At 58.7% G+C, this 12906-nt stretch carries 12 protein-coding genes and 1 pseudogene; 8 read left to right on the forward strand and 5 right to left on the reverse strand.

Going from position 1 to position 12906, the window contains the following annotated elements:
• Nucleotides 1–128 precede the first annotated feature (128 nt).
• On the forward strand, nucleotides 129–638 hold the full coding sequence (locus CCGE531_RS13490) for a TIGR00645 family protein (RefSeq protein WP_120664616.1): 510 nt from the start codon (nucleotides 129–131) through the stop codon (nucleotides 636–638).
• A gap of 14 nt (nucleotides 639–652) precedes the next feature.
• On the opposite strand, the gene CCGE531_RS13495 is transcribed toward CCGE531_RS13490, so the two are convergent.
• Nucleotides 653–1603, reverse strand: coding sequence for a hypothetical protein (locus CCGE531_RS13495; protein ID WP_120664617.1), 951 nt, complete (start codon nucleotides 1601–1603; stop codon nucleotides 653–655).
• Nucleotides 1604–2159: 556 nt separating this feature from the next.
• Here CCGE531_RS13495 and CCGE531_RS13500 point away from each other — a divergent pair.
• Nucleotides 2160–2891, forward strand: a complete 732-nt coding sequence (locus tag CCGE531_RS13500; protein ID WP_120664618.1) for a LuxR C-terminal-related transcriptional regulator — start codon at nucleotides 2160–2162, stop codon at nucleotides 2889–2891.
• A 156-nt stretch (nucleotides 2892–3047) separates the two neighbouring features.
• Here the strand turns inward: CCGE531_RS13500 and CCGE531_RS13505 are convergent, their stop codons facing one another.
• The 4 genes from CCGE531_RS13505 to CCGE531_RS13520 all read right to left on the reverse strand — a co-directional run bounded on the left by CCGE531_RS13505 (nucleotide 3048) and on the right by CCGE531_RS13520 (nucleotide 6626).
• A complete protein-coding gene (locus CCGE531_RS13505) occupies nucleotides 3048–4187 on the reverse strand; it encodes a DUF2333 family protein (protein WP_120664619.1) in 1140 nt (379 codons plus the stop codon).
• 198 nt (nucleotides 4188–4385) lie between these two features.
• Nucleotides 4386–5423, reverse strand: a complete 1038-nt coding sequence (locus CCGE531_RS13510; protein ID WP_120664620.1) for a hypothetical protein — start codon at nucleotides 5421–5423, stop codon at nucleotides 4386–4388.
• Nucleotides 5424–5598: 175 nt separating this feature from the next.
• Nucleotides 5599–5985, reverse strand: a complete 387-nt coding sequence (locus CCGE531_RS13515) for a cytochrome c family protein (protein WP_120664621.1) — start codon at nucleotides 5983–5985, stop codon at nucleotides 5599–5601.
• Between the two features lie 59 nt (nucleotides 5986–6044).
• Nucleotides 6045–6626 carry a thymidine kinase gene (locus CCGE531_RS13520; RefSeq protein WP_120664622.1) on the reverse strand — a complete coding sequence of 194 codons (582 nt, stop codon included), beginning with the start codon at nucleotides 6624–6626 and terminating at the stop codon, nucleotides 6045–6047.
• Between the two features lie 230 nt (nucleotides 6627–6856).
• Here CCGE531_RS13520 and CCGE531_RS13525 point away from each other — a divergent pair, with 230 nt between their 5' ends.
• From CCGE531_RS13525 to CCGE531_RS13550, 6 genes and pseudogenes are all read left to right on the forward strand, one after another.
• Nucleotides 6857–7813: a choline ABC transporter substrate-binding protein gene (locus CCGE531_RS13525; RefSeq protein WP_120664623.1), complete on the forward strand. Its 957-nt coding sequence runs from the start codon at nucleotides 6857–6859 to the stop codon at nucleotides 7811–7813.
• 180 nt (nucleotides 7814–7993) lie between these two features.
• Nucleotides 7994–8839, forward strand: coding sequence for a choline ABC transporter permease subunit (gene choW / locus CCGE531_RS13530; RefSeq protein WP_245458848.1), 846 nt, complete (start codon nucleotides 7994–7996; stop codon nucleotides 8837–8839).
• Nucleotides 8836–9885: a choline ABC transporter ATP-binding protein gene (gene choV, locus CCGE531_RS13535; RefSeq protein ID WP_120664625.1), complete on the forward strand. Its 1050-nt coding sequence runs from the start codon at nucleotides 8836–8838 to the stop codon at nucleotides 9883–9885. The genes choW and choV overlap by 4 nt, the downstream gene beginning before the upstream one ends.
• 35 nt (nucleotides 9886–9920) lie before the next feature.
• Nucleotides 9921–10406 (forward strand): annotated as a pseudogene (locus CCGE531_RS13540) (pyridoxamine 5'-phosphate oxidase family protein); the annotation flags it as partial.
• A 373-nt stretch (nucleotides 10407–10779) separates the two neighbouring features.
• Nucleotides 10780–11097: a metalloregulator ArsR/SmtB family transcription factor gene (locus CCGE531_RS13545; RefSeq protein ID WP_004116664.1), complete on the forward strand. Its 318-nt coding sequence runs from the start codon at nucleotides 10780–10782 to the stop codon at nucleotides 11095–11097.
• A 364-nt stretch (nucleotides 11098–11461) separates the two neighbouring features.
• On the forward strand, nucleotides 11462–12790 hold the full coding sequence (locus CCGE531_RS13550) for an aspartate aminotransferase family protein (protein WP_120664627.1): 1329 nt from the start codon (nucleotides 11462–11464) through the stop codon (nucleotides 12788–12790).
• Nucleotides 12791–12906 lie beyond the last annotated feature (116 nt).

The following is a 12906-nucleotide window of genomic DNA, read 5'->3' on the forward strand; positions in this document are numbered from 1 at the left end:
ATAAACCAATATGTATCAAGTGTGAATAGCAACGGCATACTGTCCTCAGCGAAACACGCCGCCTTGTCGCGGGACAGGGACGTGCCTATTTTCGGCTTCCAAATGCAAACGAGAAAGAAGGAAAAGATATGAAGTCCCTGGAATTGCTGGTCGAGCGCATCATCCTCTCCAGTCGCTGGCTTCTGGTGATCTTCTATCTCGGTCTTGCCGCCTCGCTCGCCGTCTACGCCCTGTCATTTGCCTATAAGTTCTACAAGGTGGCGATCAACGTACTGGCTTATGACGAAGCCGACATGATCCTGGCGATCCTCGGCCTCATCGACGCCGCCCTGGTGGCGAGCCTGATCGTCATGGTGATGATTTCCGGCTATGAGAATTTCGTCAGCAGCTTCGATGAAGCCGACGACGAGGTTTCTTTCCTTGGCAAGCTCGATTCAGGCAGCCTCAAGATCAAGGTCGCCTCCTCGATCGTCGCCATTTCCTCGATCCACCTGCTGCAGATCTTCCTGAACGCCACTCAATACGACAACACCAAGCTGATGTGGTTCACGATCATCCATCTCGCCTTCGTCGTCTCGGCGGTATTGCTAGGCCTCCTGGAAAGGATCATGGCGAAAAGCAAAGCCAAGGACGCCTGACGCCAAAAACGCGACTATTTGCCGGCCATAGCCGAGGCATTGGTCATCGGCGGCGGCGGTGCGGCACAATCGGAGATCGACTGCCCGTCCTTGCAGTTGCGTGCGGAAACCAGCGCGTCCGCATCGGCAAGCTCCGTCGTCAGTTTCAGCCTCAGCGCCTCCATCTGCGACATCAGATGGATCCCGCTCGGCTCGGTTCCAAGCATCACATCGACAAGTCCCTTGTCGACGCCCATCTTGTCGAGGAAGCGGGCCAGCCGCGTCCGCTGGGCCTTGTCGAGCTTGGTCGTGTCGTATTTGCCGACGAATTTTCGCCCGATCTCCTTCTTGGACAGCACCTTGCGCTTGCCATCCACCATTTCATATTCGGTGCGATATTGGACGCGCACCTCGCTATAGGTCGTGGTGATCTGGTGAACGCCCAGCAAGGCGAAGGGGCTGGAAACGCGCTGAACGCCGCCCGCGAAAAACAGCGGGCATGCCGAGAAGCAGATCGCCCCGGCGGAAAAGGCCTGCCCCTTGATCGAGCCGTCCTCGGCAAGGGCTGCCGGGCAGATCGGTTCGGCATAGGGACATGCCCGCGAACGGGTCCGGCCGACGGCGATCGAAAGCTTCTGCTTTCGGACGGTGCGCGCCATCTCCATCGCCGCCTTGACATCGCCGCCCGGCGAACTGACGACGATCGGCAATTGCCGATTGCCAAGCTGTTTCAGAAACTTCTGCAGCTTCCTCGGCGTGTCGGACATGATCTGACCTTCGGCGGAGATCCAGTCCGGACAAGCATTGTCGGCGCGGCATTGACCCATCTCGCCGTGCACAAGCAGGAAGCGCATCGGCGTGCCGCCGGCCACGCCTGCCGCTTCGGCAAAGGCGGGCGCAACAAGCAGAAGCGAAACGGCCGTGACGAACCACAACGCCGTTCGACAACACCGCACTGCAAGCCGCGGGAAAAAACGAAAATTCATGAGGTACACGCCTGGAAGCGATTGCTTTGGCAAGACCGATAGCAACCGCTTTGGGCCTTCGCAAGGCATGCCGGCGCAATGGCGCATCATTTACGGAAACGGGCAGTCGCGTGTGGCGAAAGCCGCTCGCCGGAGAGCGGCTGTGAGACGGAAGCGACGGCCACGCGTGCATGTGGTGCGGGCGGCATCTCAATTTGCTCTTCCATCCCTCGCAACACTTAGGCGGCTATCAAAATGCGCCCCTCCGGCGGTCGCCGTCGTAGTATCTGAAACGTCGATTCAGACAGATTTTCACTATCCCGATGCCTTCCGAAGCGCTCCGTCCTTGACATTGCGGCGCCGGCATATGTACAGCGCCGTCGCAATAAGAGCATCAGAACGGCAATTTTTGCGCTTAATGCTCATTTTGGGCGAAGATTTATGTAAATTTACACGTATGAATATTAAAATATATGAAAATGAAATTATTTCTGGTCCTGTGATATTTTTGCGTCTAGCATTCACCCATAAATCCGGTATTTGATAACGATAACACGCTGTGGGCGCCTCAACCTATATGTCCTATATCATCACCGCCGAGAGACAATTGCTGCTTTCTGCCGAGCTGGCTACCGCGCGGACACAAGCAGCGTTTGCGCTGGCGCTGGAACGGACGGGGTTGGCTTTCGGCTTCAGCCACATGGCGTTCATGAATGCTCCGGTTTCCGACGATGCGATGATGACGCCGCTGCTGATCGAAGGCACCGTGCCAGCACAATTCGTGCGTGATTTCGATCGTCAGCAGCTTGTGCGGCGCTGCCCAATGCTGCTGCGCACGCGGGACTCGGTGCTGCCGCGCTCCTGGCACCTGCTGGAAAAAGACACCGAGCTCGACAGTGATCTTCCGCGCGAGATCTATACGCTTTTGATCAACTACAATTGCCCGATGAGCGTGATCATCCCGGTCAATTCACCGGATGGTCAGCGTCTTCTCTTCTGGTTCATGGGCAATCGCAACAGTCTCGGTCAGAGCGAACTCAACGAGCTCACCCTGATCATGCTGCAGGCGCTGGATTCCTATAATTGCCTGAAGCGCAGCGACAGCGCCGTGCCGCATTCGCTCTCGGCCCGCGAGCTCGAAGTGGTTCGCTGGACGGCCCAGGGCAAGACCTCGGTCGAAATAGGCCAGATCCTTTCCCTCTCCGACCATACGGTCAACGCCTATATGATGAACGCCATCAAGAAGCTCGATTGCGTCAATCGCACGCAACTCGTCGCCAAGGCCATCCGCCTCAAGTTGATCAGCTAGAGCAATTCCAGGAAAAGTGCACAGCGGTTTTCCGTCCGGAATGCGTAGAAAACAAGAAGATAGGGCGTTTTCGCTTCTCTTTGAATTCCGGCATTGCCGATGTCCGATCGCTCGTGGGCGACATCCGCCATGAAAGCAGCGAATGCCGCTTCGCACTCAGCGGCCGCCCAACACCGTGCGGATTTCGACGAGGTTCGAACGCACCCGCAGGATGTGGAAGCCCATCGTCGCAAGGTGGCTTGGCATGAACGAGCTGTCTTCGCGGCCATTGGAGATGATCATTGGCTGAATGCGGAGCGCCGTCTGCAACATCCCGAGCGTGTCGTTCCAGAGCCTGCCGACATTGCGTTCGGCAATCACCTGCTGAAAATCCGCGCCGGCCGCGCTCAGAATGCCGTAATTGGCGTAAAGCTGACCATAGGCAAACCAGAAACGATCGTCCGCGCGCATGTCGAACCACCCATAACTGTAGTTTTGCGATCGGTCCGCCAATATATTTGCCGTGCTGCCAAGGTCGCCGGCGACATGGTCGACAAACTGCAGGAGATTGTCCGCGCGTCCATCGAAAACCGCCTTGCAGTTGCTGAGATCGGTATTGAAGTTGCGCAGGTTGGTGATCGCGGCGCGATAATAGCTCGGGGTTGGCGTCTTCGGCCCGAACGGATGCAGACCGAAATACCAGCTCGATTCGTCGAACTGCAGGTTGCCGCGCGCCTTCTGCAGGTCGCTGTTGATACTGGAAGTCCCGCGCACGCGGCCGAGCGTGTCGACCAATTCCGCCGAGGTGCGGCGAACCACCGAGTTTATGCCTCTTTGGAAGGACGCCTTGTTATCCAGGAAGGGTGTGTCGTCCCATGAGATGCCGAAGAAACCTAGCTTGTAAAGCATCATCGAGGAGATCCAGGCATTCTGGTTGACGTCGAAATCGGTAAGATCCGCGGCGACATCCACGACTGCCGAGGTTTGGCACGCCTTTGGCGCTGCGGCGGCGGCCTGCTGCCCTTGCGTTGCCGGCAACTCTTCTCCCGCGGAAAATTTGCGTTCGGAGAATTTATAGACATCGGGATAGGCCGGATTGAACCCGGTCCAGATCTGCGTCTGCCAGACGAAATAGATGTAAAGCACCGCCAGCAGCACCACGAAAGCGGCGACGGGCAGCTTGATCAGCCAGTTGCTATGGCGATACCAGCCGCGCGCGGCAAGAAACGGCCAAGCGAGCCCGACGAAAACCAGTCCCAGCCATCGTGTAATGGCGGACCAGATCCGCTTCAAGAACGCTGTGATCGAGTCAAGCATGGACACGCCTCCTAAACCGCACCGCGCATCCTGCCGACACGCAAAGGACGCACCACACTGAACCTGCGGACCGACCCTTCCGAAAATCTCTTTCGATTTTCATAGCATAGGGCCTTATCGCTATTCGCGTTCCAGCAAATATGTGTTCTTGAGAAAAACAACAACCGTCTGCGCCGAATTTTCGATGCCGACCAGAATTCATCCCTCCGGTTGCGCGTCGTCGGCAGTTTCACCCGCATCCTCGGGTACGGGCAGCGGGTGGGGCTCCAGCCGTCTCGTGAACACGGCATCGACATGCGCCTTGCGCGCAGCCAGGTCATGCCCGGCCAGCACATTTGCCTCGAAGGCCAGGATCAGGTTCTCGACCGCGGCCGTTCGCGCAGCTACGGTTGCAGGGCCGTCCGCGTTTGACGCCAATGCCTTGAGCAAGGCGATCCGTTGCTCGATATCGACGGTCGATTTGGCTGCCATGGCGCTGACGGCGGCAACCTGAACATTCAAAGAGGCGGCCAGGCCCTCATAGATATCGATCAGGCGCTGCCCTGCTGTTCGGCCTGATTGAAGCCCGGCCTCCTGCCGCCGAATATCGTCCTGCTCGGCGAGCAGGTCGCCATAATCCGTCTCCAAATCGGATTGAAGAAAGTCGGATTGCAAATCGGCATGCCGCGAGGAAGGACGATTGCGCCGCTGATACATGAGCTTTGCCGCCAGGGCATCGGCCCGGCGCTGCACCTCCTCAATATCGAAATCGAGTTTCCGCCGGTGCTCGATCACGCCTTCGAGATGGAGCTCACAATCATGAAAGCATCGCGACAGAGCGGGCCTAGCCCGCTTGAAGAGGAGATCGAGCTCGGCAGAGACATCCAGAACCGCTTCGAGATCGGTGAGGATAGCCTGAGGCTTCGCGGGCCCACGCGCCAGCTTCCTGCCAAGCAGGCTCGCATTTTCAAGACCGATCTTCTCGTCGAACAACCGTCGATGCTGCAGATCGGCCTCTTGCGTGGCGCGATCGAGCTCCTTCACCAACGACAGGGCTAGCGATTTCCAGCGGTCGAGCAGCTCGGCAGCCTCTCGCACCAGCATTTCCTCCATGGGAAAGTTGATGCCGTCGCGGCGCCCCTCGCCCCTGGCGTGGCCGGCCAGTGTCTCGACGGCCGAGTTCACGTCGTTGATGGCGTCATCGAGCGTCGTGCTTGCCTTGTCGAGCATGCCATTGAAAGAATGAGGCCTGACCATGAAAGCATCTCTCCCCTATCTTTGGAGTGAGACTAACGCATGTCGCGCAAAACTGTGCAGCGGTTTCGCGATAACGACGTGCAAAAAACCAAGGATTTTAAAGCGCACGCAGCAAATCTGAAAGATCGCGACGCGCTTTGGCTGCTTCCGCCGGCGACGAAAATGCACGCAAAAACTATTGGGCGACCACAGGATTCTTCAGATAGGCGATCAGATTGTCGAGATCCCGCTCGCTCTTGAGTCCCGGAAACGTCATCCTGGTGCCCTTGACCAGGAATTGCGGCCCCGGCAGGTATTTCCGCAACAGGGCGTCGTCCCAAACCTTGCCATCGGCCCCGAATGCCTTCATCGCCGGCGAATAGGCATAGTTGGGCGCGCTTGCGACGGGCCGCCCGACAACGCCCATCAATGAAGGTCCAACGCGGTTTTCAGACGCGGTCGCCGTATGGCAGGCGCCGCATTTCCTGAAAACGACGGCACCCGCAACCGCATCTCCATCAGCAAACGCCGAAGAGGCCACGGCAAGCATGATGACGGCCGGCGCCGCGCAAAGCAGTTTCATCGTCCCTTCCGATTAAATTCCCGTTCTTCCCGCCGGCCACCTGGCGGAATGACGGCACGTCACTCGCAGATGATAGCCTCTTCCCAATGACGGCGGCAGAGCGAGACATATTTGTCGCTGCCGCCGATCTCGATCTGCGCGCCTTCGCGCACGACCTCGCCGGCGGCATCCAACCGCACGACCATCGTGGCCTTGTGGCCGCAATGGCAGATCGTCCGCACTTCGCGCAATTCGTCCGCGATGGTCAGCAGCTCCTGCGATCCCGGAAACAACCGTCCGTGGAAGTCCGTGCGCAACCCGTAGGCCATGACCGGCAGTCCGAGGCGATCGACGATATGGGCGAGCTGCCACACTTGCTCGCGCGACAAGAACTGAGCCTCGTCGACGAAGACGCAATTCAGGGGCTCGCTCGCATGCATGTCTTCGACCAAGGCGTAGAGATCATCGCCGATCTCGAACGGTATGGCATCCATCGTGAGGCCGATGCGGGAAGCGATCGTGCCGCGGCCGACGCGATCGTCGAGAGCTGCGATGAAGGCGGCGGTGCGCATGCCGCGCTCCTGATAGTTATAGGCCGCCTGCAGCAGCATGGTCGATTTGCCGGCATTCATCGTCGAATAATGGAAATAGAGCTTGGCCATGACATTCTCCTTGAATGCTTCATGGGTGCTGCGAGATGATAAGGAAAGATATCCACCGCAAAAACCACAGGATTCAGCGGTACGTTTTGCGCCGAATGCTCTGAAAACGATCAGGTAGAAAAATGAAGGCGTCGCAATCAGCCCCCTTAAACCGCCGCAAATACACTGTGATCGCTTGAAAATGTCGGTTATTGATGGTTGCTTGGGAACGTTAGACTGGGAGTCACGCAATGATAAAAAAGACCCTTACTGCATTCGCTTTCGCATCAGCTCTTTCCACACTGACATTGGGCGCCACGACAGCCTCCGCCGCCGACCCGGCAAGCTGTAGCACCGTACATTTCGCCGATGTGGGCTGGACCGACATCACCTCCACCACGGCCACCGCCTCCATCCTACTGAAGGCTCTCGGCTACGACACCGACGTCAAGGTGCTCGCCGTGCCGGTGACCTATCAGTCCCTCAAGAACAAGGACATCGATGTCTTCCTCGGCAACTGGATGCCCTCCATGGCCGAGAACATCAAGCCGTTCACCGCGGACAAGTCGGTTGAAACCGTCCGCGCCAATCTGGAGGGCGCCAAGTACACGCTGGCGACCAACGAAAAGGGTGCCGCGCTCGGCATCAAGGACTTCAAGGACATCGCCGCCCACAAGAATGACCTTGACGGCAAGATCTACGGCATCGAGCCGGGCAATGACGGCAACCGCCTGGTTATCGACATGCTCGACAAGAACACCTTCGGCCTCAAGGGCTTCGAAGTGGTTGAATCCTCAGAGCAGGGCATGCTCGCCCAGGTCTCGCGCGCCGACAAGGAAGGCAAGCCGATCATCTTCCTCGGCTGGGCCCCGCATCCAATGAACACCACCTACAAAATGACCTATCTCACCGGCGGGGACGACGTCTTCGGACCGAATTTCGGCGGCGCGACCGTCTACACCAATGTCCGGGCCGGCTACCTGCAGCAGTGCCCGAACGTCGGCGCCTTCGTCAAGAATCTCGTCTTCTCGCTGCCGATGGAAAACGAAATCATGGGCAAGATCCTGAATGACGGCAAAGAGCCGGAAGCGGCTGCGACTGAATGGCTGAAGGCCAATCCGTCGGCGGTCACGCCGTGGCTTGCCGGTGTCACCACCAAGGACGGCGGTGACGGCACGGCGGCGGTAAAGGCCAAGTTTGGCTTGTAATGGGTGGATGGAGGGGCGGCTAAACCGCCCCTTTCTCTTCCTTGGATGGACTGCTTGCTTTCGCGTCCCGCCACCGCCCGGACAACGGTCCGTGTGGCGTGACAGACCGTTATTCTTCGGCGGCACCTCCGGCATCGTAAGTAACAATCGGAAACGCCGCCCCCAATCGTGGGCAAAGACGTGAACTGGTTAACCGATTACCGCATTCCCATCGGGCCGTGGGCCAAAGCCGTCGTGGATTGGCTGACGAGCAATTTCACATGGTTCTTCGACGGACTCTCCTTTGTCGTCGCACACCTGATCAAAGCATTGCTGTTCCTGTTGCAGGCGCCGCATCCGCTGATCGTGGCCGCGATCATCGTAGCCATTGCCTACTGGCTGCGACGGAGCATTCCCATCGCGGCACTGACCCTGATGGGCCTGCTGATCACCATTAACCAGGGTTACTGGAAGGAAACGACGGAAACGCTGGCGCTGGTGCTGGCCTCGACCTTCGCCTGCATGCTCGTCGGCATTCCTCTCGGCATCGCCGCCGCGCGTCGCCCCTGGCTCTACGCTCTGATGCGGCCGATCCTCGACCTGATGCAGACCATCCCGCCCTTCGTCTATCTGGTACCGGTGATGATCCTGCTCGGCCTCGGCATGGTGCCGGGCCTCATTGCCACTGTCGTGTTCGCCCTTCCCGCGTCGATCCGCATGACCCGTCTCGGCATTATCTCGACGCCGCCCTCTCTCGTCGAAGCAGCCGAAGCTTTTGGCGCGACGCCGCGACAGGTGCTGCGCAAGGTCGAGGTGCCCTTCGCGATGCCGCAGATCATGGCCGGCCTGACGCAGACCATCATGCTGTCCCTCTCCATGGTCTCGATCGCCGCGCTCGTCGGCGCGCCCGGTCTCGGCGTGCCCGTGCTGCGCGCGCTGAATAGCGTCAATGTCGCCAAGAGCTTCGATTCCGGCGCCTGCATCGTCATCCTGGCGATCATTCTAGACCGTATGTTCCGTGCGCCCGGCGAAGGAGACCGCTCATGACCGTCGCCGTCGATTTCAAAAATGTCAGCATCATCTTTGGCGATCGTACCGATGCCGCTCTGAAACTCGTCGACCAAGGCAAGTCACGCGACGAGATCGGCAAATCCACCGGCATGGTGCTTGGCGTCGCCAATGCCTCGCTGCAAATCGAGGAAGGCGAGATCCTCGTGCTCATGGGGCTGTCCGGCTCCGGGAAATCGACCCTGCTGCGCGCCGTCAACGGTCTAGCGCCGGTCGTGCGCGGCGATGTCGTCGTCAATACCAAGAACGGCCCGATCAATCCTTACTCCTGCAGCCCCAAGGCGCTGCGCGATCTGCGCATGCATACCGTCTCCATGGTGTTCCAGCAGTTCGCGCTTCTGCCCTGGCGCACGGTCGCCGACAATGTCGGCTTCGGACTCGAGCTTGCCGGAGTGCCGGACGCTGAGCGCAAGAAGCGCGTCGACGAGCAGCTCCAGCTCGTCAATCTCACACAATGGGCCAACCGCAAGGTCAACGAGCTCTCGGGCGGCATGCAGCAGCGCGTCGGTCTCGCCCGCGCCTTTGCGACCGGCGCACCGATCCTGCTCATGGACGAGCCGTTTTCCGCGCTCGATCCCTTGATCCGCACCCGCCTGCAGGACGAGCTTCTGGAGTTCCAGCGCCGCCTGAAACGCACCATCCTCTTCGTCAGCCACGATCTAGACGAGGCATTCCGCATCGGCAACCGCATCGCCATCATGGAAAGCGGCCACATCATCCAGTGCGGAACGCCGCAGGAGATCGTCAAGAGCCCGGCCGATCAGTATGTTGCCGATTTCGTGCAGCATATGAACCCGATCAGCATGCTGACGGCGCGCGACGTCATGCAGCAGGGCGTCGGACATTCCAACAATGCCGGCTCCGTCACCGCCACGGCAACCGCCGCCACCCCACTGGTCGATATCCTCGACGCCCTGACGCGCCAGCCGGGCAATATCGGCGTCGTTGACAACGGCACGATTATCGGAACGATCTCGGCGCAAGATGTGGTGGCCGGCCTCACCAGCCACCGGCGTAAGGAGTAGCCGTTCACAGCTGCTCCTCATTCACGGAGCGGTTCATGAACGACAAGCCATCGGTGATCAGCGAAACGGACGAGGAAGCGCGCAAACAGGCGCGCGACCTCATGCATACCGCCGCGCATGCGGCGCTGGCCGTCATCGACCCTGAAAACGGCTTTCCTTCCGTGAGCCGCGTTCTGATTGCGATCGATACCGACGGCGCTCCGGTCATTCTCGTCTCCGGCCTTTCCGCGCACACCAAGGCTCTGGGGAAGGATCCGCGCGCTTCCGTGCTTTTCGGGGAACCCGGCAAGGGCGATCCCCTCGCCCATCCTCGCTTGACCGTGCGATGCGGCGCGGAGCGCATCGACCGGCAAAGCGAAGCGCATGAACGTATTCGCGGCCGCTTCCTCGATCGTCACCCGAAATCCAAACTCTATATCGACTTTCCGGATTTCTGCTTTTTTCGCCTGGTTCCGCTTGACGCCAGCCTGAACGGCGGCTTCGGGAAAGCGTATATTTTGTCCTCAAAGGACCTGATGATGCTTTAGCCGAAAGCAAAAACGGCCGGCAATAAAATCATACAATAGTGCGAGAATTAGTAGGCGGACAGCCCGACGCGACTTCGACCATTATTGGTGCGTTGCAACCAAGTCGCGACCAAAATCGGCATATTTACGGTCGGGAACAACGATAATCGACCTATTTTGGGCTAGTTAAGGCGGTGTATGGCAGGTTGAGCACCCTTTGCCCTATTGCCGGAGCGTCATACGTACATACCTAAAATAGCATACTCGATACCTTAAATTTAGGTATATACAATCTTCGGCCGCTCTTGGTATTGTTAGATATCGGTTAGGTGCCGGTTTAGAAACAGCACAATTTCTGATGTACGCTCCGCATTGGGAAGATTAACACATGAAGACAAGAAATTTGGCCGAACATTCAAATGTTGCGGCAGCATTACTATCGGCAATGGCGAACCCAAAGCGTCTTTTGATCCTTTGCAGTCTTGTTAAGGGCGAGGTTCCCGTTGGCGTTTTGGCCAATCAGGTCGGACTAAGCCAGTCAGCGCTCTCCCAGCATCTTTCGAAGCTGCGCGCTCAGAAGCTCGTGAAGACGCGTCGTGACGCTCAAACGATTTACTACTCCAGCACATCGGAATCCGTCATTCGGGTTCTTGAAACGCTGGAAGACATTTATTGTGAGCCGGAAAAAAGTAGATCGGCAGCTTAAGAGCTTTCAATGGCTCTGCGTCTGCTGACGAACGATCCATAGGGGACACTCCAAAACCCTGAAGGATCGACTTGCTTTCATTACCAGGTGTTTTAGCATTTTTAGCTGGCAAGTCCTCGGACTTGCCAGCTTTTTTGTATTTGCACCAAGGCAGGCTGCCCCCGGCGGCCTTCAGCCTGTTGGATCGGCCGAGCCTCGGCGTCTATCGATCCTGTCTGCGATCCGCAGTCTCCCCCTGCTCTCGACGCTATCTTTGCCTTGACGCAAAAAGGCCGGCTGATAATTTGACCAGGCAGTAAATATAATCACGTGGCGCCGCGCCGCGATCGGGAAAATGGCCCCCGAATGGCCGTTGGAGAACAGCATGTCGGACCGTTTGAATGCCACCCCTAATGATTTGCGCGCCTTCTGGATGCCGTTTACGGCCAACCGTCAGTTCAAGAAAGAGCCGCGCCTGTTCGTCAGCGCCAAGGATATGTACTACACCACCCATGACGGTCGCCAGGTTCTGGATGGGACTGCGGGTCTGTGGTGCGTAAACGCCGGACACTGCCGCCCGAAGATCACCGAAGCCATCAGCCAGCAAGCAGGCGAACTCGACTATGCCCCCGCCTTCCAGCTCGGCCACCCCAAGGCTTTCGAGCTGGCGAACCGCCTTGTCGACATCGCGCCTGAAGGCCTGGATCACGTCCTCTATACGAATTCCGGTTCGGAGTCGGTCGAGACGGCCCTGAAGGTGGCGCTTGCCTATCATCGGGTGAAGGGCAACGGCTCGCGCTTCCGCCTCATCGGCCGCGAGCGCGGCTATCACGGCGTCAATTTCGGCGGCATCTCCGTCGGCGGCATCGTCTCGAACCGCAAGATGTTCGGCACGCTTCTGACCGGCGTCGATCACATGCCGCACACGCATCTTCCCGGCAAGAACAACTTCACCCGCGGTGAGCCCGAGCATGGCGGCGATATCGCGAGCGAACTCGAGCGTATCGTCACGCTGCACGATGCATCGACCATCGCGGCCGTCATCGTCGAGCCGGTTGCCGGCTCCACCGGCGTTCTCATTCCGCCGAAGGGCTATCTGCAGAAGCTGCGCGAAATCTGCACCAAGCACGGCATCCTGTTGATCTTCGACGAGGTCATCACCGGCTTTGGCCGCCTGGGCGCTCCCTTCGCCGCTCAATATTACGATGTGAAGCCGGACATGATCACGGCCGCCAAGGGCCTGACCAACGGCGTCATCCCGATGGGCGCTGTCTTCGTCACCTCGGAGATCCATGACGCCTTCATGCAGGGACCCGAGCATATGATCGAGTTCTTCCACGGCTACACCTATTCCGGCAATCCGATCGCCGCAGCAGCAGCGCTTGCGACGCTCGACACCTACAAGGAAGAGGGCCTGCTCACTCGCGCGGCCGAACTTTCAGACTACTGGGCCGACGCTCTGCACTCCCTTAAGGACTGCCCGAATGTCATCGACATCAGAAACACCGGCCTGATCGGCGCCATCGAACTAGACCCCATCGCCGGCGAACCCACCAAACGCGCCTTCACCGCCTTCCTGAAGGCCTATGAGAAGGGCCTGCTGATCCGCACCACCGGCGACATCATCGCCCTCTCGCCGCCGCTGATCATCGAGAAGCACCACATCGACGAGCTGTTCGGCAAGCTGAGAGAGATCTTGCAGAATAATATCTAGTTCGCCTTTCATGGGTCACGTTACGATCCGCGAACTCGAAAAAATTCCCTCTCCTCGCCTGCGGTACGGCAATCGCATGTGAGGCACATCGGCGCCGTAAGCACCTTGTAACTTCC

This window comes from Rhizobium sp. CCGE531 (genome assembly GCF_003627795.1).
Taxonomy (GTDB): domain Bacteria; phylum Pseudomonadota; class Alphaproteobacteria; order Rhizobiales; family Rhizobiaceae; genus Rhizobium.